The following is a 24,746-nucleotide window of genomic DNA, read 5'->3' on the forward strand; positions in this document are numbered from 1 at the left end:
GGTAGCACGCACAAATTCACGGCCGCAAGCACGGCAGGCCGCCACAGCGGGCCGGAAATGTGGATAATGGGTCCATGGACAGTGCCATCAAAGAAAAAGTACTCGCCGTCGCCGGCAGCGGGCGCAATGCGGCCGAATGGACCGCGTACTTCCGCGTCACCCTCGGCCTGTACTACCTGGCCGGGCTGATGACGTCCGACACCATCGATTTCAAGAAGGTCGACCGCGCCTTCAACCAGTTCATCTACCATACCATCGGCAAGGGGCACACGATCACCAGCGTGCTGCAGTTCATGAGCGGGGCGAAAGTGGTGCCGGTGGTGTCCGCGCCGCGCTTCATCGCCGCGTTCACCGAACATTGCCCGGATGTGCCGTCCGACACCATTCCATTTTTGCTGCAGCTGAACCTGGGGGTGGCGAAAAACATTTCCGGCATCGATGTCGCCGGTCCGCTGCTCGACTGGATCGAACGCCAGACGGCCTTGGCCACGGCCGGGGGCACGGACGACGGCGCGGCGGCCATGCGGGCAGCGGGCGACCCGCCCGGGCCGGACGTCCTATAATGGCGTTTTATCGCTACCGGGACAGCGCGTATGCCAGCACAACGATCCATCAATCCACTCGACCAGCTGATCGTCAGCATGGACAAGGCCCTGCGCGTGATCGCGGGCGTGGCATCGGCATCGCGGCCGACCCCGGCGGCGCATGCCGATGACGGCCAGCTCGACGAAGCCGAACAGCGCCACAGCGCCGGCCTGATGCGGGTCAACCACGTGGGCGAAGTGTGCGCGCAGGCGCTGTACAACTCGCAATCGCGCTTTGCCCGGACCGAGGAGATGCGGCAGCAGTTCGCCGAGGCCGGGCGCGAGGAAGAGGATCACCTGGCGTGGACGGCCCAGCGGCTGGCCGAGCTGGGTTCGCGGCCGAGTTTGCTTAATCCCTTGTGGTATGCGGGGGCGTACGCGCTGGGCACGGTGGCGGCGCAGCTGGGCGATGCGCGCAGCCTGGGGTTTGTGGTCGAGACCGAGCGCCAGGTGGAGGCGCATCTGAACAGCCACCTCGATTTGCTGCCGGTGCAGGATAGCAAATCGCGCGCGATCGTGGACCAGATGCGGCTCGACGAGATCGCGCACGGGGCGGCGGCACAGGCGCTGGGCGCGGTGGAAGTGCCGCTGCCGGTGCGCGGCGTGATGAGTGCGATGGCCAAGGTGATGACGACGACCGCGTATTACGTTTGATGCTGCCGTAAGCGCTGCCGCTGGCACTCGCCGTTTACCGTCACTCCGTTGCCGTCGTTCCTGCCACTGGCAGAAACGACTCCCCGCGCCGAGTGCCGCCTTGGCGCGGGGACGACGCGGCTTTACCCTTCGATAATCTCGAACGAATGCGTGATCTCGGCCATCTTGGCCAGCATGATCGACGCTGAGCAGTATTTGTCGTGCGACAGGCTCACCGCGCGCTCCACCGCGCCCGGCTTCAGGTTCTTCCCCGTCACAGTGAAGTGAAAATGGATCTTGGTAAACACCTTGGGATCGGTTTCCGCGCGCTCGGCCTTCAGGCTCACGTCGCAGCCGCGCACATCCTCGCGGCCGCGCTTGAGAATGAGCACCACGTCATAGGCCGTGCATCCGCCGGTACCGAGCAGTACCATTTCCATCGGCCGCGGCGCCAGGTTGTGGCCGCCGCCTTCGGGCGCGCCATCCATGCTGACCATGTGGCCCGACCCTGTCTGCGCCCGAAAACTCATGCCCGAGGGACCGTTCCAGCTGACTGTGACTTCCATTGCATTCTCCGATGATTGTGTCGGCCTATTGTAATGGAGCCCGCGCGCCCGCGCTGGCGGCAGCTACACCGACAGCACGTAGCGCTCGCTCTTCATGCGCCAGCTGGCGAACGCCACCGCCGCCAGGGCCGGCAGCATCGAACTGAGAAAGGTCAGCACGAACGGCAGCGCGCCCAGGTCCTGGCCCTTGGCCAGTTCGCGCAAGAGGGTCTGGTTCGACAGCATCGGCACCACATACATCCAGGTCGCCGTCTTCAGGTCCAGCACCGACACCGCCACCCCCGGCAGCATCGGCACCAGGATCACCATGCTGAGCATGCTCTGGGCTTCCTTGAACGATTTGGCATTCATCGCCAGCGCGATGTGCAGGCCGGCCGCGAACAGCGACAGCGGAATGGTGGCCACGCACACCAGGGCCAGCTGGGCCGAGGTAAGGCGCCAGCTCATGCCGATTTCTTCCAGCGGCAGCCAGGACAGCACGGCATGGGCCAGCGCCAGTTCCAGCGTGATGCCGATCACGGCCAGCGAGCCGGCCGCCAGCCACTTGCCAGTGATCAGCGACCACGGACTTGCCGGCTGGGCCATCAGCACTTCGAGCGAGCGCCGCTCGCGTTCGCCGGCGGTGCTGTCGACCGCCGCCGACAAGCCGCAAATAAACGCGGGGAAAAACAGAAAGCCGAGAATGGCGCCGATCAGGCCGGCCGAGCGTGCCGCCGTGCTGCCGGTATCGAAACGCTGCAGGCGCACCGGCGCCATGGTGGCCGGCGAGACCCCGTGCGCCAGCAGGCGCGCGCTGCTGATGTTCGAACTGTAGCTATGCAGGACCTCTTCGACGTCGCGCTGGCGCTGGCTGTTGTCGCTGGCCGAGTCGTACCACAGCTCGATGCCGGCCGGCCGCATGGCCTGGTAGTGTTCGCCAAACTTGGGATCGAGGCGCAGCAGGGCCACCACCTTGCGTCCGCGCAGCAGCTCGGCGATGGCGTCTTCCTTCATCTCGCCCATCGGCACGATGGTGATGTTCTTTTGCTTGAGCTGGGCCATCAGGTTGGGCGCCTGGGCGGCATTGACCACGGCCAGTTCCATGCCTTCGCGCTCGGAGCGGGTGGCGCGTCCGATCTGCTGGTTGAGCATGTAGCCGAGCATGAGCGGGTACATCAAGGTGAACAGGGCCAGCAGCACCAGGGCGCGCCGGTCGCGCAGCGTTTCCTTGAATTCCTTGAGAAAAACGACCAGGAAGGCCGGCTTCATGCTGCGATTCCTTCTTCGCCGACCAGGCTGACGAAGGCGTCTTCGAGATTGGCGATGCCGGTGCGCCGGCACAGTTCCTGGGGCGAACCCTGGGCCACGGTATGGCCCTTGGCGATGACGATCACGTCGTCGCACAGGTGCGTCACTTCCTGCATCACGTGGGTGGCCATGATCACGCAGCAGCCGTCGCGCCGCAGGGCGGTGAGGGCGGTGCGCAGGGCGCGCGTGCTCATCACGTCCAGCCCGCGGCTCGGTTCGTCGAGCAGCAGGTGGCGCGGCTTGTGCAGCAGGGTGCGCGCCAGCGCGACCTTGATGCGCTGGCCTTGCGAAAAGCCCTTGGCGCGCCGCTCCAGGATGTCTTGCATGGCCAGCAGGTCGGCCACTTCATCGATGCGGCGCTGCACCGTGGCCATGCTCATGCCGTTCAGCTCGCCGAAATAGGCCAGGTATTCGCGCGTGCTCAGGCGCTCGTACAGGCCGAACTGGTCGGTCAGGAAGCCGATATCCTTGCGCACCGCCATCGGATCGATGGCCGGGTCGATGCCGCCGATGCTGATGCTGCCCTGGTCGCGCTTGAGCAAGCCGACCAGCAGGCGCAGCAGGGTGGTCTTGCCGGCCCCGTTCGGACCGAGCAGGGCCGTGATCTGGCCGTCGGCGGCCGTGAAGCTGACGCCGCCCAGCGCTTGCAAGGTGCCGAACTGTTTGCGTACATCGTTTACTACAATCATCGTGGCCTCGGGCTATTCAAGGATGCGGACCGGCGCTGCCGATCTGGAAGTTGGCGGCCGGAATGTCATTCAGGCAATGGGCGATCACTGGTTTCTGCGGCGCGTCGAGAAATTCGCGCAGCAGGCGCGGCGCGCAGCCGAGCGCGGAAATGCCGTGGCCGGCGTTGGCCACCACCAAGTGCTGGGCCTTGGGAATGTGGCGCGCGGCGGCCTCGGCGCGGCGCGGGGGCGTCACCGGATCGAGCGCGCCCGACAGCAGCAAGGCCGGCGCCAGGATCGGGCTGGGCGCGCGCCAGACGACCGCCGGGACCTTGATCGACTTGCACAGCGCGATCAATTGCCCCACGCGGCCACCGCCGAGGAAGGAATTGCGGGCATCCTCGGCCAGCAATTGCGGCGTCATGCGTGGATAATCCTCGGCACAGATCACGGCCATGTGCAGCACCAGCGCGGTACCGCCTTCGCCCGCCAGGTCGGTGGCGACGTTGCGGCGCGCTACAAACGGCGCCCAGCGACCCAGATGGGCGCTGTGGATCAGGAACGGCAGGCGGCGTGCGTCCAGCGCCGAATACAGCACATTGTGCACGGTGCTCAGGAAGCGCTCCTTGGTCAGGTTCATCTGCAAGGGCTCGGCGGTGCGCGGATTGGACAGGGTCAGCGGCACCGGAGCGGCGCTGACCTTGGCCAGCAAGCCGTCGAACTCGGCGCGCAGCGCGGGGTAAGCCTTGTTGCAGTCGGCGTCGGCCGTGCATTGGCGGAACAGGGCTTCGAGCGCTGCCTGGCCGTCGCGCCCGCCGGCCGGGATGACCTGGTCGGGCGCGGCCACGCCATCGAGCACCAGGCTGCGCACCGCGTGCGGAAAGGCGCGCGCGTACGCCTGGCCGAGGCGGGTGCCGTACGAGGCCCCCCACACGTTAATCGTCTGGTAGCCGAGCGCCAGGCGCACCTGTTCGATATCGCGCGCGGCGTGTTCGGTGGTGTAGGCCGACAGCGGCTGGCTGACGCCGGCCAGGCAGGCGCGCACGGCGGCCATCTGCTCGTCGTCGTTGAGGTTGTCGGGCAAGGTGGTGTCATCACAGTCGAGCTTGCCAGAGAGGCCGGTGCCGCGCTGGTCGATGAACACGATGTCGCGCGTGGCGCGGGTGCGCCGGAACATGGCGTTCAGCACCGGCAGCACATCGCTGCCGGCCTGGCCGGGGCCGCCCGCCAGCACGAACAGGGGATCGGGGCGCGCCGATTCGCGGAAGGCCGGCGCCACGGTGATGTGCAGCGCCAGGGTCGGGCCGGTCGGCTGGCGGTAATCGAGAGGCACGGCCAGTGTGCTGCAGCGCAAGCCTTCTTCGGAACCGGGCAGGTGGCAGGTGCGGCTGGCCGGGGCCGCGCCGGCCAGGCAGGGCGCGGCCAGCGCCGCCAGCAAGGAGAGCAGTGAAGCGGCAAGGCGATAGGTCAATGTCACGAGGTCTCCCGACGATAAGTGCTCAGGCATAGTAGATTGACACTGTTTCCGGGGTCAAGAAAGTTTTTTTCGGTTAATGAAACAGGCACTGTGGTGCAGTCTAGGATGGGGCATGGCGCCGGCGTTTGCGATTTCTCTAGAGAATGTGCCGATGTCATTTCGCTACCGCCGCAACAGGCGTGGAAGGGCTTGACTCGGCCATGGCGAGTACGCTATAGTAGCCGGCTTTCCGTTTGCTCAGGAAAAGACAATAAGGCAGAGTCCGCGGGCAGTCCAAGCGGAACCACCATTTGAGCGATTTAATAAGTTTTATATTTAGGAAGTCAACATGAAAACTTTTTCCGCTAAGGGACATGAAGTCCAGCGCGATTGGTTCGTGGTTGACGCGACGGATCTGATCCTCGGACGTGTTGCCAGCGAAGTGGCACTCCGGTTGCGCGGCAAACACAAACCCGAATTCACTCCGCACGTCGACACGGGCGATTTCATCGTCGTGATCAACGCAGGTAAACTGCGCGTGACCGGTACCAAGGCAACCGAGAAGACGTACTACCGTCACTCGGGCTACCCAGGTGGTATCTACGAAACCAACTTCAAGAAAATGCAAGAGCGTTTTCCTGGTCGCGCGCTTGAAAAAGCGGTCAAGGGCATGCTGCCTAAAGGCCCGCTTGGCTACGCCATGATCAAGAAGCTCAAAGTGTACGCGGAAGGTTCCCACCCGCACGCTGCCCAGCAACCTACAGCACTCGTGCTGTTCAAGTAAGGAGCTGACATGATCGGTAACTACAATTACGGCACCGGCCGTCGCAAGAGTGCAGTCGCTCGCGTCTTCATCAAAGTTGGCACTGGCCAGATCATCGTTAACGGCAAACCAGCCGCTGACTACTTCTCGCGCGAAACGGGCCTGATGGTCATCCGTCAACCGCTGGAACTGACCGGCAATGTCGAGCGTTTCGACATCAAGGTCAACGTTCACGGTGGTGGCGAGTCCGGCCAGGCTGGCGCGGTCCGTCACGGCATCACCCGTGCACTGATCGACTACGACGCATCGTTGAAGGGCGACCTGGCACGTGCCGGTTTCGTTACCCGCGATGCACGTGAAGTCGAGCGTAAAAAAGTTGGTCTGCGCAAAGCACGTCGCGCAAAGCAATTCTCGAAGCGTTAATTCGCCTCCAGCGCGCACTTCGGTGCGCCGCTCTCAAAAAAGCCGCCGACTGCGAAGTCAGGCGGCTTTTTTGTTTTTGTTTCCCAGCCGCTGACAACCGGGGTCAGAGCTCTGATTCGCAATTAATTGCCGACTCGCACTGAATTGGTGAGCGACCTTGCTGCTGACGGCCGACAATCGCGCATGTCCGGACAAACGCGCTGACAACCGGTGACAACCGGGGTCTGACCTCCGACAACCGGGGTCAGAGCTCTGATTCGCAATTAATTGCCGACTCGCACTGAATCGGTGAGCGACCTTGCTGCTGACGGCCGACAATCGCGCATGTCCGGACAAACGTGCCTAACTTCGCCGTGGTGAGGCAGCATCCGCCGATGTGCGAGCCCGGATTTCCCCAAATGTTGCTAGTCAGAGCTCTGACCCCGGTTGTGCAACAAATTGCAATCGTCAAAGATGTTGCTAATCAGAGGTCAGACCCCGGTGTGGCGGTTTTTGGGGTTCGGTAGCGCTGCGCAGCGTTTTGCTTGCGCTGTTAGAATCACCATCTTTCGGGCCAGGCCCCACCATTTACTCTCAAGGAATAGATATGATCAAAGTTGGCATCGTCGGCGGTACGGGTTACACGGGCGTGGAATTGCTGCGACTGCTGTCGGTCCACCCTGATGTGGAGCTGACCGCGATTACCTCGCGCAAGGAAGATGGCTTGCCTGTCGCGGATATGTTTCCTTCGCTGCGCGGCAAGGTCAACCTGGCGTTTTCCGCCCCCGACAAGGTCGACCTGAGCAAGTGCGATGTGGTCTTCTTCGCCACCCCGCACGGCGTGGCCATGGCCCAGGCGCCCGCGCTGCTGGCCGCCGGCGTCAAGGTCATCGACCTGGCCGCCGATTTTCGCCTGAAAGACCAGGCGACCTTCGAGCAGTGGTACAAGATTCCGCACACTTGCCCGGACCTGCTGGAAGAGGCCGTCTACGGCTTGCCGGAGCTGAACCGCGAAGCCGTCAAGAATGCGCGCCTGATCGCTAATCCGGGTTGCTATCCGACCACGATGCAGCTGGGTTTCGTGCCGCTGCTCAAGGCGAACCTGATCGATGCCAGCGCCCTGATCGCGGACGCCAAGTCGGGCGTGTCGGGCGCCGGCCGCAAGGCGGAAATCGGGACCCTGTTCTCCGAGTCGAGCGACAATTTCAAGGCTTACGGCGTGTCCGGCCACCGCCACACCCCGGAAACCGTGGCTCAGCTGCAGCGTTTCACCGGCTTGCCGGTACGCCTGATCTTCACGCCGCACCTGGTGCCGATGATCCGCGGCATGCATTCGACCCTGTACGCGCGCCTGACCACCGAGATCAGCAACGAGGCGTTGCAGGAATTGTTCGAGAGCACCTACAAGGACGCGGCTTTCGTCGATGTAATGCCGTTCGGCTCGCATCCGGAAACCCGTTCGACGCGCGGCTCGAACATGTTGCGCCTGGCGCTGCATCGTCCGGACAACGGCAATACCTTGGTCATCCTGGTGGTCCAGGATAATCTGGTCAAGGGCGCTTCCGGCCAGGCGATCCAGTGCATGAACCTGATGTTCGGCCTGGACGAAACGCTGGGCTTGCAGCAGGTCGCGCTGCTGCCGTAAGGCATTACAATAGCGGGAAGCGCCGCCGCTTCCCGCTGCCCGCAATATTGAATTTTAATTAAACTTTCAATTTAGCCAAGTAGTCTTTATGATGGGTCGTGTTTACTCACCATCGAAAGACGCTCATGCGATTCGTCCGCTCCCTGTTGTCCGCCCTCGTGCTCGGCATCTTCGCCGCGCCCGCGCTTGCCGCCCCCTCCTACGCAGTCACGACGCTCAATACCGGCCAGTATGATCAATGGCGCCTGATCGACAACGCCGGCACCCTGTACGGTTCGTCAAACTGGCGTACGGCATTTCATGCCGGCGGCAGCACCACGGTGGTGCATGTCAGCACGAGTCCGTTTCCCACCGGTGAAATCACGGCCATCAGCAATGCCGGCCATATGGCCAGCTACGAATACTGGACCACCATTGGCGACGTCGTCACAGCCAGTGGCTACCTGACGGTCAACGGCGTTACCACGGACCTCGGTGGGTTCAGCCATCAAAGCGGCCCTGCGGACACGTTTTCCCATGGGGTCAACAATGCCGGCACGGTGGTGGGCAGTTCAAGCACCAATCTGCGCCTGCCGGGAGGCGATCCGCATTATCCGCGCTTCGCCAGCCATGCTTATGTGTACAGCGACAATAAAATGAAGGACCTGGGCACGCTGGGAGGCACCCACAGCAGCGCCTTGGGCATCAATGCCGCCGGGACCATCGTGGGCAGCGCTGAAAACGCCAACCACCAGGATCGCGCCTTTATTTATCAGAACGGCCGCATGAGCGACCTGGGCGGCTTCAGTAGCGGCAGCAGTCTGGCAAGCGGCATCAATGATGCCGGCACGATCATTGGCCAGTCCGCACGCGACAGCAGCGACTATGTGAAGTCGGCCTTTGTGTACGCAAATGGCGCGATGACCGATCTGGGCTGGGGGGCGCAACGCAGTTCGACTGCCGTCGATATCAACGAGCTGGGCCAGATCATCGGTTACGGCGCCGATGCGAGCGGCCAGCAACGGGGCTTCATTTATCAACATGGCCAGTTGCTGCAGCTCGACACGGCCCTCGATCCTCTGGACAACTGGATCGTCAAGGCCACCTACAGCATCAACGATCATGGCCTGATCCTGGCCGATGCCTGCAAGCTGGGCGTGTGCGGCACGGTTCTGCTGAGCCCGGTTCCAGAGCCGGAAACCTACGCAATGATGCTGGCCGGCCTCGGTTTGCTCGGGTTTTGCGCACGCCGCCGCGCACGCGCCGCCTAAGCTGCCCAGCGTGCCGCAGGTCGCCCGGCTGGCGTAAAGCGCCACGCCATGGGCAGGGACGGGTCTCACTGGCCGCATTGTCCCTGCCCGTGCCAGCCGCGCCATCGGAAAAATGAATTTTAATTAATATTAACTTTTGGTTATTTTTTCATCTATGATGGCTGGTATTCATCCATCACAGAAAGCCGTTCATGAAATTTGGCCGCTCCCTGCTGTCCGCCCTGTTGCTGGGCATGTTCGCCGCACCCGTGTTCGCCGCCGCCCCTTCCTATTCGGTCACGATGCTCGACACAGGCGCGTACGAAAACTGGCGCCTGATCGACAATGCCGGTACGCTGTATGGCCAGGCCAGGGGCTTTTCCGCCTATCATTCCGGGGGCGCGACCCATGTGATGCATGTCAGCTCGAGCCAGAACCCCGAGGGCAGCGTCACCGCCATCAGCAACGCCGGCCATATCGCCAGTTCCGAATACTGGACGCTTGGGACAGAGATCCCCTCCGTCGACGGCTATCTGACCGTGAACGGCGTCACCACGCATCTTCGCGCGCTGGGCAACTATTACACGCGCCTGGATACCTGGGCAAACGGCGTCAACAATGATGGCACCGTGGTGGGCAGCTCGCGCACCGATATCAGGCTGCCGGGCGGCGACCCGTATTACCCGCGCTTTGCCGTGCATGCCTATGCGTACAGTAACGGTGCCATGAGCGATCTCGGTACCCTCGGCGGCACGCACAGCAGTGCTGCGGCCATCAATGCCGGCGCCACCATCGTGGGCAATGCCGACGACAAGGACGGGCGCAAGCGTGCCTTCATTTATGAAAATGGCCACATGGCCGACCTCGGCGCGTTTGAAGGCGGCATCAGCCGGGCCCAGGATATCAACGACACTGGCCTCATCATCGGACAGTCCACGCACACCCGCGACCAGGGCCTGCTGTCAGCCTTTTTGTATTCCAACGGCGTCATGAACGACCTGGGCTGGTCGCCGCACTACACGTCCAGCGCCGTCGACATCAACAATCTGGGCCAGGTGATCGGTTACGGGGCCGATGCCGACGGCCAGCAACATGGCTTCATTTACCAGAATGGCCAGTTGGTGCAGCTCGACACGGTGGTCGATCCGAGCGCCAACTGGGTCATCAGGAACACCTACAGCATCAATGATCATGGCCTGATCCTGGCCAACGCGTGCAAGCTCGGCGTCTGCGGCACAGTCTTGTTGAGCCCGGTTCCGGAACCGGAAACCTACGCGCTGATGCTGGCCGGCCTGGGTTTGCTCGGTTTTTGCGCGCGCCGCCGTAGCCGCGCCAGAGCGAGCGCAAAGCAATCGCTTGAATTCCAGCCGGATGGCCGCATTGTAGGTACAGTGGCATACCACCGCCCCGGCCTGCGCCGGGGTGTGGCATTTGACGGTCGCCGGCAGTGGTCTGTGAGCGTGACTTGTCCCAACAGTCTATAATGACGCATATCCGTTCCCAGTAGGAGTTCCAAATGAATGCAGTTGCTGAAATACCAGAAGTGATGCCGGCACCGATCGTGTTTACCGATAGCGCCGCGCAAAAGGTTGCACAGCTGATCGAGGAAGAGGGCAATCCCGACCTCAAATTGCGCGTGTTCGTGCAGGGCGGCGGCTGCTCCGGTTTCCAGTACGGCTTCACCTTCGATGAAATCGTCAACGAAGATGACACCACCATGGTCAAGAACGGCGTGCAACTGCTGATCGATTCGATGAGCTACCAGTATCTGGTCGGCGCCGAAATCGACTACAAGGATGACCTCGAAGGCGCCCAGTTCGTGATCAAGAATCCAACCGCCACCTCGACCTGCGGTTGCGGTTCGTCGTTCTCGGTATAAGCCAGTCCAGCCCGGGCCGCTCCACGGCGGCCTGCAAGCTTACGCAGGATAGAGGGCGCCCAGGATCCTGGGTCCCTTCGCCCCCGTCACAAGGGGCAGATTGCCCGCTTCGCGCCTGGTGAAGCGGTAGCCCAGCCACGCGAACGCCAGTGCTTCGACGTGATTCGGGGCCACGCCCAGGGCGTCGGTTGTTTCCACCCTTGTCTTGCCACCCAGTGCTTGCGCCAGTGCGCGCAGCAGCGCGCCGTTGTACGCCCCGCCGCCGCACACATACACCGCTTCCACCTCGCTGGCTTGCTGGCCGATGGCGCGCGCGATGCTCACGGCGGTCAGCGCGGTCAGGGTGGCTTGCACGTCCTCGGCCGGCATGGCGCCCGCCTGCGCCAGGCGCTGCGCCAGCCAGTCGGCGTGGAACAGGTCGCGCCCCGTGCTTTTCGGTGCGGCCAGGCGGAAATAGGGTTCGTCGAGCAAGATGCCGAGCAGGGCCGGGTCGCTGCGGCCGCTGGCCGCCCAGGCACCGTCGGCGTCATAGGCCTTGCCCTGATGCAGGCCGATCCAGTGATCCATCAGTACATTGCCGGGACCGGTATCGAAGCCGCTCACGCTGCCGTCGGCGTGCAGCACGCTGATGTTGGCGATGCCGCCGATATTGATCACCACGCGCGTCTGGCCGGCCTGGCCGAAGCAAGCCTGGTGAAAGGCTGGCACCAGCGGCGCGCCCTGGCCGCCGGCGGCCACGTCGCGCGCGCGGAAGTCGGCGATGACGTCGATGCCGGTCAGCTCCGCCAGCAGGGCGGGGTGGTTGAGCTGGCGCGTGTAGCCCAGCTCGGGCCGGTGGCGTACCGTTTGCCCATGCGCGGCCAGCGCTTGCACGGGGCCGGGCGCGGCCGGCAGCAGGGCCGCCACGCACTCGGCGTAGCAGCCGGTCAACTGGGCGGCGGCCAGCGCTTCGCGGGCGATTTCATTGTCGCCGCTGCTTTGCAGGGCCATCAGGTCGGCCCGCAGCGTGGCGGGGAAGGGCACGAAGGCCGCTTGCAGGGTGCGGATGGCGCCGCCGGCAAAGTCGGCCAGCACGCCGTCGACGCCATCCATGCTGGTGCCGGACATCATGCCGATATATAGCGTCGAGGGTGTGCTCATGTCTGCTCCAATCCTGATAACAGGGCGAAAAAAAAGGCAGGAGCCGGAGTCAATGATCCGGTTCCTGCCCCTGTTGGTGCGCGCTGAACCTTAGCGCGCCATGTTCGAGCCGCTGGTCGGACGCAGCAGGGCGAAGCGGTGCGACATGTCGGCCGCGGCGATCTGGAAGCGGGCCCGCTCGGCCTGCGTCATCGGGGCCTGTGCCAGCACCTTGATCGACATCGGATCGACGGCATCGTTGTTGACGCGGAACTCGTAGTGCAAGTGAGCGCCGGTCGACCAGCCGGTCGAGCCGACATAACCGATCACATCGCCCTGGCTGACCTTGCTGCCCTTGCGGATGCCTGGCGCGAAACGGCTCATGTGCGCATACGCGGTGGTGTAGTTGGCCCAGTGCTTGATGGTGACGAAGTTGCCGTAGCCGCCTTGCACGCCGGCGAAGTCGATCACGCCATCGCCCGAGGCGCGGATCGGGGTGCCGTTGGCGGCCGCGAAGTCGACGCCCTTGTGCGCTTTCCAGGAGCCCGAAATCGGATGCGAGCGCATCGAGAAGCCGGACGAAATACGCGAGAATTCCAGCGGCGACTTGAGGAAGGCTTTTTTCAGCGCCTTGCCGTCGAAGGTGTAGTAGCCGCCCTGCTTGCTGACCGGATCTTCGTACCATACGGACTGGTAAGTCACGCCGCGGTTGACGAATTCGCCCGCCAGGATGCGGCCGGCGCGCACCATTTCGCCGTCTTGCCAAAACGTTTCGTAGACCACGTTGAAGCGGTCGCCGCGTTTCAGGTCGGAACGGAAGTCGATACTGGTGGAGAACATTTCGATGATCTGGGCGACGATGGCGTCGGGCAGCTTGCCGCCGTCGGTGGTGGCGTCGGTCGCCGAGTAGAGCGAGTTGGTGATGTCGCGGGCGCGCATTTCGATGCGTCGTTCGAGCAAGGCGGGCAGTTCCTCGGCAGTGAACTTGTCACCGTCGCGGGTGATCGAAATCCGTTTCACCGGGTTGTCGCGGCCGTCGACGACGGTGGCGTGCAGCCATTGCAGTTCGCCATTTTCGCCCGTCTGCGCCTGGACCCGCTTGCCGGTCTTGAGCTGCATGACGCCTTTGGCGATCTTGTCGGACTTGATGAAGTTGACGGCGGCGGCATCGTCCACGCCCAGACGGGTGAGCAGGGCGGCCAGCGTATCGCCGGGACGCACCTTTTCTTCGTGGATGAATTGCTGGTCGTCCTTTTGCAGCGCGGTAATCTGATCGGCCAGGTTCGGCAGTTCGAGATTTTCCGCGATCGATTTGACCGGCAGGTCGGACGCATCAGGGGCCAGGGGCGCTACGCCCGCGGCACCAAATGCGCACACTGCAAGAAAGATCGCGCCAGCGCTGATGATGCGCGCCTTTCGCGTTGTTCCTAGCAGGCCGGTCAAGCGTTTGCCTGTGAATTTATTTGTAGGGTCCATGCAATCAGTTAAAATTTGCCGCTTGAACATTCGCGTTGAGCACTTAACTATTTCTTGTTATTGTTTTGATTAGTTTTCATTAGGCAAGATTAATCGGATCGAGCAGTATATCAAACTTTTGAATCCGCCCAACAATTTCGACACTTTGCTACAGATTTATTACAGAACCCTATGACGATTCCTGCCACCTCCAAGCCTGCTGCCCCTGCGCAAGGTGCTCCTAAATTGCCGCTGACGGACACCGTGCTGGAAGCGCTGGCCATCACCAAGCGTGGCGTCGACGAGCTGCTGATCGAGAGTGAGTTCGCGCAAAAGCTGGCCCGTTCCGAACAAAGCGGCACGCCGCTGCGCATCAAGCTCGGCCTCGATCCGACCGCGCCCGACCTACACCTCGGCCATACCGTGGTGCTGAACAAGATGCGCCAGCTGCAAGACCTGGGGCACCAGGTGATTTTCCTGATCGGCGACTTCACCTCCATGATCGGCGATCCGTCGGGCCGCAACGTCACGCGTCCGCCGCTGACCAAGGAGCAGATCGAGGTCAACGCGATGACTTACTTTAAGCAAGCCTCGCTGGTGCTGGACCCGTCGCGCACGGAAATTCGCTACAACTCCGAGTGGTGCGACCCGCTCGGCGCGCGTGGCATGATCCAGTTGTCCTCGCGCTACACCGTGGCGCGCATGATGGAACGCGACGACTTCACCAAGCGCTTCAAGAGTGGGACACCAATATCGATCCACGAGTTCCTTTATCCTTTGATGCAGGGCTACGATTCGGTCGCCTTGAAGGCCGATCTTGAGCTGGGCGGCACCGATCAGAAGTTCAACCTGCTGGTCGGACGCGAGTTGCAGAAGGATTACGGCCAGGAACAGCAGTGCATCCTGACCATGCCGCTGCTCGAAGGGCTCGATGGCGTGGACAAGATGTCCAAGTCCAAGAACAATTATATTGGCATCACCGAACCGGCCAACACGATGTTCGCCAAGCTGATGAGCATTTCCGACGTGATGATGTGGCGTTACTTTGAGCTGCTGTCGTTCCGCTCGATCGCCGATATCGCCGCGCTCAAGGCCGAAATCGATGGCGGACGCAACCCCCGTGATGCTAAAGTAGCTTTGGGGAAAGAAATCGTGACGCGTTTCCACTCGGCCCAGGCGGCGGACGATGCGCTGGCCGACTTCGTCAACCGCTCCGCTGGCGGCATTCCCGACGATGCGCCCGAAATGACGGTCGATGGCGCGCCGATGGGCATCGCCCACCTGCTCAAGAAAACCGGGCTGTGCGCATCGACCTCGGAAGCGATGCGCATGGTCGAGCAGGGCGGGGTGCGTATCGACAGCGCCGTCGTCAGCGACAAAGCCTTGAAAATCGAGGCCGGCAGCTTCGTGCTGCAGGTTGGGCGCCGCAAGTTTGCGCGCGTGACCTTCACGGCATGATTGCGCTGCTGCAGCGGGTCAGCCACGCCAGCGTGGTCGTGGACGGCGCCACCATCGGCGCCATCGACGCCGGCTTGCTGGTATTGTTGTGCGCCGAAAAGGGCGACAGCGAGAAGGAAGCTGACGCCCTGTTGACCAAATTGCTGGGCTACCGGGTATTCGGCGACGAGGCCGGCAAGATGAACCGCAGCCTGGTGGACGTCAATGGCGGCCTGTTGCTGGTGCCTCAGTTCACCCTGGCGGCCGACACCAACTCGGGCACGCGGCCGTCGTTTACGCCCGCCGCCAGCCCGCAGGATGGCTTGCGCCTGTTCGACCACGTGGTGTGCCAGGCCCGCGCGCGCCACGCCACGGTCGAGACCGGGCAGTTCGGCGCCGACATGAAAGTGTCGCTGACGAATGACGGTCCGGTCACTTTCTGGCTGCAAGTGCCTCCAAAATGAAACCAAGCGGGCCGTTTGTGGTCAATATCATGAGTGCAGGAGGTTGCGATGAGACTCTGGAGTGATTCCTTTACCGATGGTGGCCTGATTCCCGCCCGGTGCGCTTTTGCCATGATCGACCCGGACCAGCATGCGCGCCTGTCGGCCAACCGCAATCCGCACTTCGCCTGGGATGACGTGCCGTCCGGCACGCAGTCGCTGATCCTGTTTTGCTACGATATCGACGCGCCTACCGTCGCCACCAATGTTAACAAGGAAGGCCTGTTCGTGCCCGAAGCGTTGGCGCGGGCCGACTTCTATCACTGGACCCTGGTCGATATTCCCGTGGCCATGCGCTCGATTGGCGAAGGCAAGTTCTCGGAACTGGTCACGCCGCACGGCAAACCGGGACCGCTGCTGCCGTTTTCCATCAAAAACGGCACCGAACATCAATTGCGCCAAGGTGTAAACGATTACACGAGCTGGTTTGCGAGCGATCCGGACATGGCCGGCGAGTATTTCGGCTACGATGGCCCTTGCCCGCCCTGGAACGACCTGCGCGTGCACACCTATTTATTCTGTGTCTATGCGCTCGACGTGCCGCGCCTGGCCCTCGAAGGCCGCTTCACCGGGCCGGAGGCGCGCCTGGCCATTCGCGGGCATATCCTCGACGAGGCGCAGATGTACGGCGTGTATTCGCTCAATCCCGACCTCGCGGCCACCCTGGTTCCTTAAAGAACGCACTTATTTAGTCCGGGCCCGGCGTGCCCGGCTTTCCCATGTCCCCGACCAATATCATTCTTATCCGCCATGGCGAAACCGCCTGGAACGCCGAACGCCGCCTCCAGGGCCATATCGACATTGCCCTCAATGACGAAGGCCTGCGCCAGGCCGCCGCACTGGCGGATGCGCTTAACGTCGAGCAGCTCGACCTGGTCGTTTCAAGCGACTTGCAGCGCGCCGCCCAGACCGCCGACGCCGTGGCCCGCTTGCGTGCCATGCCGGTCCAGCGCGACCCCTTGCTGCGCGAACGCTGCTTCGGCGGCTTCGAGGGCTTGCTGTACGCCGAGATCGAACAGCGCTTCCCGGTCGAGTTCGCCGCTTGGCAGGCGCGCCAGATCGATGCGCCGATGCCGTCCGGCGCCCGGGTGGCCGAAACGTTCCGCCAGTTTTACCAGCGCGCCGTCGCCGCCATCATCGAGTGGGGCCGGGCGCACCCCGGCCAGACCCTGGCCCTGGTGGCCCACGGCGGCGTGCTCGAATGCGCCTACCGTGCCGCCCTCGGCCTGTCGCTCGAAACGCCGCGCGACTTTCCGGTGCTCAACGCCAGCATCAACCGCTTCCGCGTGCTTGACGGTAAGCTGAGCCTGGTCAGCTGGGGCGAGGTCGGACACCTGCAACCGCGCGTTCTCGACGAGCTTAGTTGAGGCTTGTCAAGCGTGCACGATCCCGTTTTTGTGGCCGCGCGGTGCTGTCAAATGAAAAATAGTGCTTATTAATTGAGCAGCACTTCGGGTAAAATAGAGGGTTCCCGCAAACTCCGAGCGTCCCGCCTGTGCAAATTGGTCCTTACTTGCTGAGTAATAATGTTTTCGTTGCTCCCATGGCGGGCGTGACGGATCGTCCTTTCCGACAACTGTGCAAACAGCTGGGCGCCGGCTATGCCGTCTCCGAAATGGCCGCCTCGAACCCGCGGCTGTGGGCCACCGAAAAAAGTTCGCGCCGCACCGACCACGCAGGCGAAATGGAGCCGAAGGCGGTCCAGATCGCCGGTGCCGACCCGCAAGACCTGGCTGATTGCGCCAAATTCAACGTCGACCGTGGCGCCCAGATCATCGATATCAATATGGGTTGTCCGGTCAAGAAGGTGTGCAACAGCTGGTGCGGCTCGGCCTTGCTGCAGCACGAAGACCTGGTCGAAAAGATCCTGCACGCCGTGGTGCGCGCGGTGGACGTGCCGGTCACGCTGAAATTTCGCACCGGCTGGAACCGCGAAAACAAGAACGCGCTGCGCATCGCCCGCATCGCCGAACAGGCCGGCATCCAGATGCTGACCCTGCATGGACGCACCCGGGCCGACGGCTACAGCGGCGACGCCGAGTACGAGACCATTGCCGCCGTCAAGGCGTCGGTGGGCATTCCGGTGGTGGCCAATGGCGACATCACCACCCCCGAAAAGGCCAAACACGTGCTGGCCGTGACCGGGGCCGATGCGGTGATGATCGGACGCGCCGCGCAAGGGCGGCCGTGGATTTGCCGCGAAGTCGACCATTACCTGCGCACCGGCCTGCATCTGCCGGCACCAGCGGTGGAGGAAGTACGCGCGCTCATGAACGAACATTTGCAGGCGCACTACGCGTTTTACGGCGAATTTTTGGGCGTGCGCACGGCGCGCAAGCACATCGGTTGGTATGTGCGCGACCTGATCGGCGGCGAAGAATTCCGCCAGCAAATGAACCTGCTGGAATCGACCGATGCACAGTTGCGCGCGGTCGATGCCTTTTTTGAAACGCAACATGTTCATGGGGAACGGTTACAATACCGGCCCGCAGGCCTTGCTCAAATGGCATTGGCAGCCTGACACGGCACAGCTAGCAAGACCAGATACTGGAACGACCGCTGCCTGCAGAGCCGCGGTAAAACATTTAATCCGCAGAAAAGCACCAACATAATATGAGCAAAGAAAGTATCCAGGAAGTTGTCCAGAAGAGTCTTGAAGAGTATTTCAACGACCTGGGCGAGCAGCAGGCATCGAACATCTACGACATGGTGGTCCTGACCGTCGAAAAACCGATCCTCGAAGTCGTCATGACGCGAGCGGAAGGCAACCAGTCGCACGCGGCCCAGATGCTGGGCATCAACCGCAATACCTTGCGGAAGAAATTGCAGGAACACGGATTGCTGTAATTAGTCTCATTAGCACACACTGAGTGGCCGTGCTATCGAGCGCGAGCCCATCGCGCCCGAGGGGTGCGCCAGTGCAAACACCGAATACTCCACAACCAGGCCACTCACCATGATCAAACAAGCCCTCATTTCCGTTTCCGACAAGACCGGCGTGCTCGACTTTGCACGCGCGTTGTCCGCGCTCGGCGTCGGTATCCTGTCCACCGGCGGCACCGCCAAGCTGCTGGCCGACAACGGCGTGGCCGTCACCGAAGTGGCGGATTACACGGGCTTTCCGGAAATGCTCGATGGCCGGGTCAAGACCTTGCACCCGAAAGTGCACGGCGGCATCCTGGCGCGCCGCGATTTTCCCGAGCACGTCGCCAAGCTGAGCGAGCACGACATTCCAACCATCGACATGGTGGTGGTGAACCTGTATCCGTTCCAGGCGACCGTGGCCAAGGATAGCTGCTCGCTGGAAGACGCGATCGAGAACATCGATATCGGCGGCCCGACCATGCTGCGCTCGGCTGCCAAGAACCACAAGGACGTGATCGTCATTTGCGATCCGACCGACTACGCGCAAGTGCTGGCGGAAGTGACCGCCGGTGAAGTGCCTTACGACACCAAGTTCCGCCTGGCGAAAAAAGTGTTCGCTCACACCGCGCAATACGACGGCGCCATCACCAATTACCTGACCAGCCTGGGCGAAGACAAGCTGCACGCCACGCGCGCGGCTTATCCGCAAACGCTGAACATGACGTTTGAAAAAGTGCAGGACATGCGCTACGGCGAAAACCCGCACCAGTCGGCCGCGTTTTACCGCGACCTGGCGCCGGCTGCCGGTTCGCTGTCCGCCTACAAGCAATTGCAGGGCAAGGAACTGTCGTACAACAATATCGCCGATGCCGATGCGGCGTGGGAATGCGTCAAGTCGCTGGGCGGCCTGGGCCAGCCGGCCGGCTGCGTGATCGTCAAGCACGCCAATCCGTGCGGCGTGGCGATCGGCACCAATGCGCTCGACGCCTACAGCCGCGCGCTGCAGACCGATCCGACGTCGGCCTTTGGCGGCATCATCGCGCTGAACGTTGAGCTGGACGGCAAGACGGCCGAAGCGATTGCCAAGCTGTTCGTGGAAGTGCTGATCGCGCCATCGTTCTCCGCTGAAGCGCGCGCCATCATGGCGGCCAAGCAGAACGTACGCCTGCTGGAAATTCCGCTGGGCGCGGCCAACAATCCGTTCGACGTCAAGCGCGTCGGCGGCGGCTTGCTGGTGCAATCGCCCGATGCCAAGAATGTCGGCCTGGAAGAACTGCGCGTAGTCACGAAGAAGCAGCCGACCCAGCAGCAGTTGCAGGACATGATGTTCGCCTGGCGCGTGGCCAAGTTCGTCAAGTCCAACGCTATCGTGTTCTGCGCCAACGGCATGACCCTGGGCGTGGGCGCTGGCCAGATGAGCCGCATCGATTCGGCCCGTATCGCGTCGATCAAGGCCCAGAACGCCGGTTTGACGCTGGCTGGTTCGGCCGTGGCGTCGGATGCCTTCTTCCCATTCCGCGACGGCCTCGACGTGGTGGTCGATGCGGGCGCGACCTGCGTGATCCACCCGGGCGGTTCGATGCGCGACCAGGAAGTGATCGACGCCGCCGACGAGCGTGGCGTGGTGATGCTGTACACCGGCGCGCGCCATTTCCGTCATTAATGTCATTGCGGGCGCAAATTAGGCTCTCCTAATTTTGCGTGCCGATATGAGCGTTCACTAATTAGGTATACCTAAGTTTCTCCGGCGGTATACCATTCGCTCATGATTATTCTTGGCATTGACCCTGGCCTGCGCACCACAGGCTTCGGGCTTATCGAAAAGCAGGGCAACAAGCTGCGCTACATCGCTTCCGGCACCATCAAGACGGTGTCGGAAGGCGAGCTTCCCGGCCGCCTCAAGGTGATCCTGCACGGGATCGCCGAGATCGTCCGCACCTACCAGCCCGATTGCGCGGCGGTGGAAAAAGTCTTCGTCAACGTCAATCCCCAATCGACCTTGCTGCTCGGGCAAGCGCGCGGCGCCGCCATCACGGCGCTGGTCGGCGCCGACCTGTCGGTGGCCGAGTACACGGCGCTGCAAGTCAAGCAAGCCGTCACGGGACACGGCAAGGCGGCCAAGGAGCAGGTGCAGGAAATGGTGGCGCGCCTCTTGGTGCTGCCCGGCCTGCCCGGCACCGATGCCGCCGATGCGCTCGGCGTGGCCATCTGCCATGCCAACAGTGTCGACGCGCTGGCGCTGATCGGCGCGCTGGCGCCTTCGCTTTCCGGCCTGCGCATGAAGCGCGGCCGTCTCGTTTAACCTTGTTTTAAGGTCTACCCCATGATCGGACGTATTTCCGGAATTTTGCTCGAAAAAAATCCGCCGCAGTTGCTGATCGATTGCAATGGCGTCGGGTATGAAGTCGATGTGCCGATGAGTACCTATTACGACTTGCCCGCGCTCGGCGCGCAGGTCACCTTGTTTACCCATCAGGCGATCCGCGAAGATGCGCATTTGCTGTTTGGCTTCGGCAACGTGGCGGAGCGCGCCGTGTTCCGCCAATTGATCAAGATCACGGGTGTGGGTGCGCGCACGGCGCTGTCGATCCTGTCGGGCATGACGGTGAACGACTTGGCCCAGGCCGTGACCTTGCAGGAAGCCGGCCGCCTGGTGAAGGTGCCCGGCATCGGCAAGAAGACGGCGGAACGCTTGCTGCTGGAACTGAAGGGCAAGCTCGGCGCCGACCTCGGCTCGGTGGGCGGCGTGGTGCAGCATGATGCGAAATCTGACATCCTGAACGCGCTGCTGGCCTTGGGGTATTCTGACAAGGAGGCCACGGCCGCGCTGAGGAATATGCCGGCCGGCAGCACTGTGTCGGACGGCATCAAGTTCGCGCTCAAGGCGCTGTCCAAAGGCTGAGCGTCTTTGCGCTAACATTTACACGAAGGTTCATTCATGAGTATCCAGACCGACGATTTCAGCGAGCAGCGCATCATCGCGCCCACGCCCGCATCGCCCAACGAAGAGGCGATCGAGCGCGCGCTACGGCCCAAGCAGCTCGACGAATATGTCGGCCAGGAGAAGATCCGCGGCCAGCTTGAGATTTTCATTTCGGCCGCGCGCAAGCGGCGCGAAGCGCTCGATCACACCTTGCTGTTCGGGCCGCCGGGGCTGGGCAAGACCACCTTGGCGCACATCATCGCGCGCGAGATGGGCGTCAATTTGCGCCAGACTTCCGGCCCGGTGCTGGAGCGCCCGGGCGACCTGGCCGCGATTCTCACCAATCTCGAAGCGAACGATGTGCTGTTTATCGACGAGATTCACCGCCTGTCGCCGGTGGTGGAAGAGATTCTGTATCCGGCGCTGGAAGACTACCAGATCGATATCATGATTGGCGAAGGGCCGGCGGCGCGTTCGGTCAAGCTGGACCTGCAACCGTTCACGCTGGTTGGCGCCACCACGCGCGCCGGCATGCTGACCAACCCGCTGCGCGACCGTTTCGGCATCGTGGCGCGGCTGGAGTTTTATAACACGTCGGAATTGACCCGGATTGTGACGCGCAGCGCGTCGCTCTTGAATGCGCCGATTGTGGAAGAGGGCGCGCGCGAGATCGCGCTGCGCGCGCGTGGCACCCCGCGTATCGCCAACCGCCTGCTGCGGCGTGTGCGCGATTACGCGGAGGTGAAGGGGACTGGTGAAATCACCAAACCCATGGCCGATGCCGCGCTGGTGATGCTCGACGTCGATTCGGTGGGTTTTGACGTCATGGACCGCAAGCTGCTCGAAGCGGTGCTGTTCAAGTTCGGCGGCGGGCCGGTCGGCATTGGCAACCTGGCGGCCGCCATCGGCGAGGAAAGCGATACGATTGAGGATGTGCTCGAACCGTATCTGATCCAGCAGGGCTATTTGCAGCGCACGCCGCGCGGGCGCATCGCCACGCCGCTGGCGTATCAGCATTTCGGCCTGGCCGCGCCGCGCACCAGCCCGACGGGCGACTTGTGGGATAACCTGGGGGGCTGAGCCAGCCGGTTACGTGCGTCGGCGGCCGTTTCTTCTGGGCGGGATATGCGTGGCCTCTTCGCGCTTGCGCTCGCGTCGCTTGTTCCACCAGTCGCAGCAGTGGGCGCCGTCGCCGCAGCCGGAGAAGCAGTCGCATGCCCGGCTGGTCGTCGGCGTCGGCAGATCGCATGGGCATTCGCCCGGGACGTCGCAGGGAACGTCGCAAAATCCTGCCTGGTGGTTGGCGGAGAGCAGCCGTGACGGAGCAGGTTGTGCTGCCGTGGGGGGCCCCACCATGGGCCGATAGCGGCGATAGGCAATGCCGCATTTGCGCAGGCGCCCGTTCAGGATCGCCAAGCCATCCCACAGCCCGAAGCGGCGAATGGCGCGTGCGCCGAGGTGCGAGCAGCTGGCGTTGCCGGTGTAGGCGCAGTAGGCACAGCGAAAACCCTTGTATGGCGACAGATGACGCTGGTAGAAACCGATGGCCGATAGTGCGAGTGTTTTCATCATGGTGCGGTATCACCGTCTCTTGCAACGGCGCCTGTTTGATTGCCAAGAAGAACATTCCGCACAAAGTATGGTCGCCGCATTCTTCCAGAACAAGCAGGTATTTACGAGGCTTTTCTACCGTAAACTAGGAGTAACGTTCGATGGAAGCACAGTCTGTGAGCGCGTCAGACACGCCGATGCATTAAATCCGCGCCGTATATGACGACGCGACCATCCGCGTTGTCACGCCGAGTTTTCGCTCCATCGTTTCATATCTATTGGTGATATTTTTGGTTCCGCTACGCCAAATTTATTTTCGGAAAAATCGAAATAGGTTTTTCCAGTAGGTTCTATTAACGTATTTCGAATAATATTTTCAATAACCATCTTTCGTGGGTCGCCAACTCCAGTAATGGCCGCCTTGATTAACCTCAGGTTGTTGAAAAAATCGTCAGGGAGAATGACATCACTTTCTTCATCACGCAGTTGTGAGGTAGATGTGTAAATTTGATGCGGCCTCATAACGAAATTCGTACCAATCTCCACTGGGAGCCCTGCCTCTACCAATGCCCGAATTTCTTTCCGATCATTTATCCAATTATTAAAGGAATATAGTATCTCCATATAAATATTCGCTATCTCTTCTGAGGCGAATTTCCTTATTATAAATCGTCCGGTTTGGTCCGCGCTGTAATACATATCACCAATGCCACTAGGCATGTACTCTATGAGCACCCGTTCCTGGGAAATTTCTTTAAAAGTTCTCATTTTTAGTATCCTTTAAAGTCCGTCAATCCATATAATTTTTTCATTTGCCGGAGACCAGTGGAAGTTCGCTGATGGTTTAGGGCGGTTCAATCGCTTTGCCAAATCCAGCAAAGCGGGGTGTTGATTGCCTGCGAGTCCATTGCGCGTACGCTCCAAAGCCGATGCGGCCTTTGGATTATCCAGCGCATCCTTTAGATGCAGTGAGTCTGGATAGAAGTCACGCAGTACCCAGTCTGGTCCTTTTTCATAAACTTTGGCTACGTCAAGCGTATTTTTCAATGCCGGATCTCTACGGACAACTCTCCCCGCATCTTCCAAAATTGTAGCTGATTCATTGAGGTCACTAATTCGTTTTTGATACCATCTCTTCAACGCTATGTTTGGATTATTTTCAGATAAAAATAATAGACCTTTACCCATGTCGTTATACACATCTTTTTTTATAATAAAATCAACGACTTGCGCCTGACATCGGTAGGGCGCCGTCGACATGAAACGACAGAGAGTCAGTGCGGTTGATCTTAAAATACCCGCATTTCGCTTAATTTTTAGGCAAAACCTCATGGAAATCGCCGCCCCGGGTTGAAATGACGTTGCGCGGAAAAAGATGTGTATAACGATATGGGTCAGAGGCCAATCCTCCCAAGTTAAGGAGTCCGCACCCCCTCAACATGGTTTTTGCGTCATGAATTTGTGCGGCTTCGGTCTGGATTTGCGCGGTTTCGATAGATTTTCTCGATGAAGGTATGTGTGCTTCCCAAGCAATTTGAGCAGTTTGTGCAAGTGCATGGCGATCTGTTTTCCCAGCAATAGTGCCGGCATCACGGGTTTCAGTGCGGTATGGGCGTAGGCGTGGTTGATGCGGTCGACGGCACGCAGGTCAGCCCATGCCCTTATACATAAGTCCGTAGCGTTCCAAAAAGTCGTTTACATTCAATGAGTTGCCAGAGGGGCTTGTAAACTTTGCCAAGATCGCGTTTACTCTTGCCTTTTGGGTGGCGCACTTGGACAAG

Annotated in this window: 27 protein-coding genes; 18 read left to right on the forward strand and 9 right to left on the reverse strand. The window is 61.6% G+C overall.

Annotation, left to right across the window (positions count from 1 at the left end; all coding sequences use genetic code 11):
• The first annotated feature begins 74 nt into the window (after positions 1-74).
• Together F2P44_RS22870 and coq7 are read left to right on the forward strand one after the other, a co-directional pair.
• The gene (locus F2P44_RS22870; protein WP_229423695.1) at positions 75-563 is read left to right on the forward strand and encodes a hypothetical protein; all 489 of its coding nucleotides are present in this window, start codon (positions 75-77) and stop codon (positions 561-563) included.
• 30 nt (positions 564-593) lie between these two features.
• Positions 594-1,238, forward strand: a complete 645-nt coding sequence (coq7, locus tag F2P44_RS22875; protein WP_167089669.1) for a 2-polyprenyl-3-methyl-6-methoxy-1,4-benzoquinone monooxygenase — start codon at positions 594-596, stop codon at positions 1,236-1,238.
• 122 nt (positions 1,239-1,360) lie between these two features.
• Here coq7 and F2P44_RS22880 read toward each other — a convergent pair whose 3' ends face one another.
• The 4 genes from F2P44_RS22880 to F2P44_RS22895 all read right to left on the reverse strand — a co-directional run bounded on the left by F2P44_RS22880 (position 1,361) and on the right by F2P44_RS22895 (position 5,215).
• A complete protein-coding gene (locus F2P44_RS22880) occupies positions 1,361-1,783 on the reverse strand; it encodes an OsmC family protein (RefSeq protein ID WP_099874279.1) in 423 nt (140 codons plus the stop codon).
• 63 nt (positions 1,784-1,846) lie between these two features.
• Positions 1,847-3,031, reverse strand: a complete 1,185-nt coding sequence (locus F2P44_RS22885; protein ID WP_167089671.1) for an ABC transporter permease — start codon at positions 3,029-3,031, stop codon at positions 1,847-1,849.
• Positions 3,028-3,759, reverse strand: coding sequence for an ABC transporter ATP-binding protein (locus F2P44_RS22890; RefSeq protein WP_167089673.1), 732 nt, complete (start codon positions 3,757-3,759; stop codon positions 3,028-3,030). The genes F2P44_RS22885 and F2P44_RS22890 overlap by 4 nt, the downstream gene beginning before the upstream one ends.
• A 16-nt stretch (positions 3,760-3,775) precedes the next feature.
• On the reverse strand, positions 3,776-5,215 hold the full coding sequence (locus tag F2P44_RS22895; RefSeq protein WP_370662739.1) for an alpha/beta hydrolase: 1,440 nt from the start codon (positions 5,213-5,215) through the stop codon (positions 3,776-3,778).
• Between the two features lie 328 nt (positions 5,216-5,543).
• On the opposite strand from F2P44_RS22895, the gene rplM reads away from it, so the two are divergent.
• The 6 genes from rplM (at position 5,544) to erpA (ending at position 11,112) form a co-directional block, all read left to right on the forward strand.
• On the forward strand, positions 5,544-5,978 hold the full coding sequence (gene rplM / locus F2P44_RS22900; RefSeq protein WP_054266289.1) for a 50S ribosomal protein L13: 435 nt from the start codon (positions 5,544-5,546) through the stop codon (positions 5,976-5,978).
• A 9-nt stretch (positions 5,979-5,987) separates the two neighbouring features.
• Positions 5,988-6,380, forward strand: coding sequence for a 30S ribosomal protein S9 (gene rpsI / locus F2P44_RS22905; protein ID WP_054266290.1), 393 nt, complete (start codon positions 5,988-5,990; stop codon positions 6,378-6,380).
• Positions 6,381-6,966: 586 nt separating this feature from the next.
• Positions 6,967-8,004 carry an N-acetyl-gamma-glutamyl-phosphate reductase gene (gene argC / locus F2P44_RS22910; protein WP_167089677.1) on the forward strand — a complete coding sequence of 346 codons (1,038 nt, stop codon included), beginning with the start codon at positions 6,967-6,969 and terminating at the stop codon, positions 8,002-8,004.
• A 125-nt stretch (positions 8,005-8,129) separates the two neighbouring features.
• Positions 8,130-9,254: an FxDxF family PEP-CTERM protein gene (locus F2P44_RS22915; protein WP_167089679.1), complete on the forward strand. Its 1,125-nt coding sequence runs from the start codon at positions 8,130-8,132 to the stop codon at positions 9,252-9,254.
• A 191-nt stretch (positions 9,255-9,445) separates the two neighbouring features.
• Entirely contained in the window at positions 9,446-10,717 is a 1,272-nt protein-coding gene (locus tag F2P44_RS22920; protein WP_167089681.1) for a PEP-CTERM sorting domain-containing protein, read from the forward strand.
• 32 nt (positions 10,718-10,749) lie between these two features.
• The gene (erpA, locus tag F2P44_RS22925) at positions 10,750-11,112 is read left to right on the forward strand and encodes an iron-sulfur cluster insertion protein ErpA (RefSeq protein WP_167089683.1); all 363 of its coding nucleotides are present in this window, start codon (positions 10,750-10,752) and stop codon (positions 11,110-11,112) included.
• Positions 11,113-11,151: 39 nt separating this feature from the next.
• Here the strand turns inward: erpA and F2P44_RS22930 are convergent, their stop codons facing one another.
• Together F2P44_RS22930 and F2P44_RS22935 are read right to left on the reverse strand one after the other, a co-directional pair.
• Positions 11,152-12,252, reverse strand: a complete 1,101-nt coding sequence (locus F2P44_RS22930) for an anhydro-N-acetylmuramic acid kinase (protein ID WP_167089685.1) — start codon at positions 12,250-12,252, stop codon at positions 11,152-11,154.
• Between the two features lie 90 nt (positions 12,253-12,342).
• Positions 12,343-13,707, reverse strand: coding sequence for a M23 family metallopeptidase (locus tag F2P44_RS22935; protein ID WP_167089687.1), 1,365 nt, complete (start codon positions 13,705-13,707; stop codon positions 12,343-12,345).
• Positions 13,708-13,878: 171 nt separating this feature from the next.
• Between F2P44_RS22935 and tyrS the strand changes: the two genes are divergently transcribed.
• The 10 genes from tyrS (at position 13,879) to ruvB (ending at position 22,494) form a co-directional block, all read left to right on the forward strand.
• The gene (gene tyrS, locus F2P44_RS22940) at positions 13,879-15,144 is read left to right on the forward strand and encodes a tyrosine--tRNA ligase (protein WP_167089689.1); all 1,266 of its coding nucleotides are present in this window, start codon (positions 13,879-13,881) and stop codon (positions 15,142-15,144) included.
• Entirely contained in the window at positions 15,141-15,587 is a 447-nt protein-coding gene (gene dtd, locus F2P44_RS22945) for a D-aminoacyl-tRNA deacylase (protein ID WP_167089691.1), read from the forward strand. Before tyrS ends, dtd begins: the two co-directional genes overlap by 4 nt.
• Positions 15,588-15,635: 48 nt before the next feature.
• Positions 15,636-16,301, forward strand: coding sequence for a YbhB/YbcL family Raf kinase inhibitor-like protein (locus F2P44_RS22950; protein ID WP_167089693.1), 666 nt, complete (start codon positions 15,636-15,638; stop codon positions 16,299-16,301).
• A gap of 44 nt (positions 16,302-16,345) precedes the next feature.
• A complete protein-coding gene (locus F2P44_RS22955) occupies positions 16,346-16,993 on the forward strand; it encodes a histidine phosphatase family protein (RefSeq protein ID WP_167089695.1) in 648 nt (215 codons plus the stop codon).
• A 128-nt stretch (positions 16,994-17,121) separates the two neighbouring features.
• Entirely contained in the window at positions 17,122-18,147 is a 1,026-nt protein-coding gene (dusB, locus tag F2P44_RS22960) for a tRNA dihydrouridine synthase DusB (RefSeq protein ID WP_167089697.1), read from the forward strand.
• Between the two features lie 92 nt (positions 18,148-18,239).
• Positions 18,240-18,473 (forward strand): helix-turn-helix domain-containing protein, encoded by a 234-nt coding sequence (locus tag F2P44_RS22965; protein ID WP_054266301.1) that lies wholly within the window; start codon positions 18,240-18,242, stop codon positions 18,471-18,473.
• A 109-nt stretch (positions 18,474-18,582) separates the two neighbouring features.
• Positions 18,583-20,154 (forward strand): bifunctional phosphoribosylaminoimidazolecarboxamide formyltransferase/IMP cyclohydrolase, encoded by a 1,572-nt coding sequence (gene purH / locus F2P44_RS22970; RefSeq protein WP_167089699.1) that lies wholly within the window; start codon positions 18,583-18,585, stop codon positions 20,152-20,154.
• A gap of 102 nt (positions 20,155-20,256) precedes the next feature.
• Positions 20,257-20,793 (forward strand): crossover junction endodeoxyribonuclease RuvC, encoded by a 537-nt coding sequence (ruvC, locus tag F2P44_RS22975; RefSeq protein WP_099874293.1) that lies wholly within the window; start codon positions 20,257-20,259, stop codon positions 20,791-20,793.
• A 21-nt stretch (positions 20,794-20,814) separates the two neighbouring features.
• Positions 20,815-21,393, forward strand: coding sequence for a Holliday junction branch migration protein RuvA (gene ruvA / locus F2P44_RS22980; RefSeq protein ID WP_167089701.1), 579 nt, complete (start codon positions 20,815-20,817; stop codon positions 21,391-21,393).
• A gap of 36 nt (positions 21,394-21,429) precedes the next feature.
• Positions 21,430-22,494 (forward strand): Holliday junction branch migration DNA helicase RuvB, encoded by a 1,065-nt coding sequence (ruvB, locus tag F2P44_RS22985; RefSeq protein WP_167089703.1) that lies wholly within the window; start codon positions 21,430-21,432, stop codon positions 22,492-22,494.
• A 9-nt stretch (positions 22,495-22,503) separates the two neighbouring features.
• Here ruvB and yidD read toward each other — a convergent pair whose 3' ends face one another.
• From yidD to F2P44_RS23000, 3 genes are all read right to left on the reverse strand, one after another.
• The gene (gene yidD / locus F2P44_RS22990) at positions 22,504-22,986 is read right to left on the reverse strand and encodes a membrane protein insertion efficiency factor YidD (protein WP_229423696.1); all 483 of its coding nucleotides are present in this window, start codon (positions 22,984-22,986) and stop codon (positions 22,504-22,506) included.
• Positions 22,987-23,208: 222 nt separating this feature from the next.
• Positions 23,209-23,733: a hypothetical protein gene (locus F2P44_RS22995; RefSeq protein ID WP_167089705.1), complete on the reverse strand. Its 525-nt coding sequence runs from the start codon at positions 23,731-23,733 to the stop codon at positions 23,209-23,211.
• A gap of 12 nt (positions 23,734-23,745) precedes the next feature.
• Entirely contained in the window at positions 23,746-24,297 is a 552-nt protein-coding gene (locus tag F2P44_RS23000; protein WP_167089708.1) for a hypothetical protein, read from the reverse strand.
• Positions 24,298-24,746: the final 449 nt, after the last annotated feature.

The sequence above is a fragment of the Massilia frigida genome, assembly GCF_011682175.1.
GTDB lineage: Bacteria > Pseudomonadota > Gammaproteobacteria > Burkholderiales > Burkholderiaceae_D > Telluria_A > Telluria_A frigida.

What these genes read in the sequence shown, in the direction of transcription:
- F2P44_RS22870 (WP_229423695.1), top strand. Translation starts at nt 75, where the DNA reads ATGGACAGTGCCATCAAAGAAAAAGTACTCGCCGTCGCCGGCAGCGGG.
- coq7 (WP_167089669.1), top strand. Translation starts at nt 594, where the DNA reads ATGCCAGCACAACGATCCATCAATCCACTCGACCAGCTGATCGTCAGC.
- F2P44_RS22880 (WP_099874279.1), bottom strand. Translation starts at nt 1,783, where the DNA reads ATGGAAGTCACAGTCAGCTGGAACGGTCCCTCGGGCATGAGTTTTCGG.
- F2P44_RS22885 (WP_167089671.1), bottom strand. Translation starts at nt 3,031, where the DNA reads ATGAAGCCGGCCTTCCTGGTCGTTTTTCTCAAGGAATTCAAGGAAACG.
- F2P44_RS22890 (WP_167089673.1), bottom strand. Translation starts at nt 3,759, where the DNA reads ATGATTGTAGTAAACGATGTACGCAAACAGTTCGGCACCTTGCAAGCG.
- rplM (WP_054266289.1), top strand. Translation starts at nt 5,544, where the DNA reads ATGAAAACTTTTTCCGCTAAGGGACATGAAGTCCAGCGCGATTGGTTC.
- rpsI (WP_054266290.1), top strand. Translation starts at nt 5,988, where the DNA reads ATGATCGGTAACTACAATTACGGCACCGGCCGTCGCAAGAGTGCAGTC.
- argC (WP_167089677.1), top strand. Translation starts at nt 6,967, where the DNA reads ATGATCAAAGTTGGCATCGTCGGCGGTACGGGTTACACGGGCGTGGAA.
- F2P44_RS22915 (WP_167089679.1), top strand. Translation starts at nt 8,130, where the DNA reads ATGCGATTCGTCCGCTCCCTGTTGTCCGCCCTCGTGCTCGGCATCTTC.
- F2P44_RS22920 (WP_167089681.1), top strand. Translation starts at nt 9,446, where the DNA reads ATGAAATTTGGCCGCTCCCTGCTGTCCGCCCTGTTGCTGGGCATGTTC.
- erpA (WP_167089683.1), top strand. Translation starts at nt 10,750, where the DNA reads ATGAATGCAGTTGCTGAAATACCAGAAGTGATGCCGGCACCGATCGTG.
- F2P44_RS22930 (WP_167089685.1), bottom strand. Translation starts at nt 12,252, where the DNA reads ATGAGCACACCCTCGACGCTATATATCGGCATGATGTCCGGCACCAGC.
- F2P44_RS22935 (WP_167089687.1), bottom strand. Translation starts at nt 13,707, where the DNA reads ATGGACCCTACAAATAAATTCACAGGCAAACGCTTGACCGGCCTGCTA.
- tyrS (WP_167089689.1), top strand. Translation starts at nt 13,879, where the DNA reads ATGACGATTCCTGCCACCTCCAAGCCTGCTGCCCCTGCGCAAGGTGCT.
- dtd (WP_167089691.1), top strand. Translation starts at nt 15,141, where the DNA reads ATGATTGCGCTGCTGCAGCGGGTCAGCCACGCCAGCGTGGTCGTGGAC.
- F2P44_RS22950 (WP_167089693.1), top strand. Translation starts at nt 15,636, where the DNA reads ATGAGACTCTGGAGTGATTCCTTTACCGATGGTGGCCTGATTCCCGCC.
- F2P44_RS22955 (WP_167089695.1), top strand. Translation starts at nt 16,346, where the DNA reads ATGTCCCCGACCAATATCATTCTTATCCGCCATGGCGAAACCGCCTGG.
- F2P44_RS22965 (WP_054266301.1), top strand. Translation starts at nt 18,240, where the DNA reads ATGAGCAAAGAAAGTATCCAGGAAGTTGTCCAGAAGAGTCTTGAAGAG.
- purH (WP_167089699.1), top strand. Translation starts at nt 18,583, where the DNA reads ATGATCAAACAAGCCCTCATTTCCGTTTCCGACAAGACCGGCGTGCTC.
- ruvC (WP_099874293.1), top strand. Translation starts at nt 20,257, where the DNA reads ATGATTATTCTTGGCATTGACCCTGGCCTGCGCACCACAGGCTTCGGG.
- ruvA (WP_167089701.1), top strand. Translation starts at nt 20,815, where the DNA reads ATGATCGGACGTATTTCCGGAATTTTGCTCGAAAAAAATCCGCCGCAG.
- ruvB (WP_167089703.1), top strand. Translation starts at nt 21,430, where the DNA reads ATGAGTATCCAGACCGACGATTTCAGCGAGCAGCGCATCATCGCGCCC.
- yidD (WP_229423696.1), bottom strand. Translation starts at nt 22,986, where the DNA reads ATGATGAAAACACTCGCACTATCGGCCATCGGTTTCTACCAGCGTCAT.
- F2P44_RS22995 (WP_167089705.1), bottom strand. Translation starts at nt 23,733, where the DNA reads ATGAGAACTTTTAAAGAAATTTCCCAGGAACGGGTGCTCATAGAGTAC.
- F2P44_RS23000 (WP_167089708.1), bottom strand. Translation starts at nt 24,297, where the DNA reads ATGAGGTTTTGCCTAAAAATTAAGCGAAATGCGGGTATTTTAAGATCA.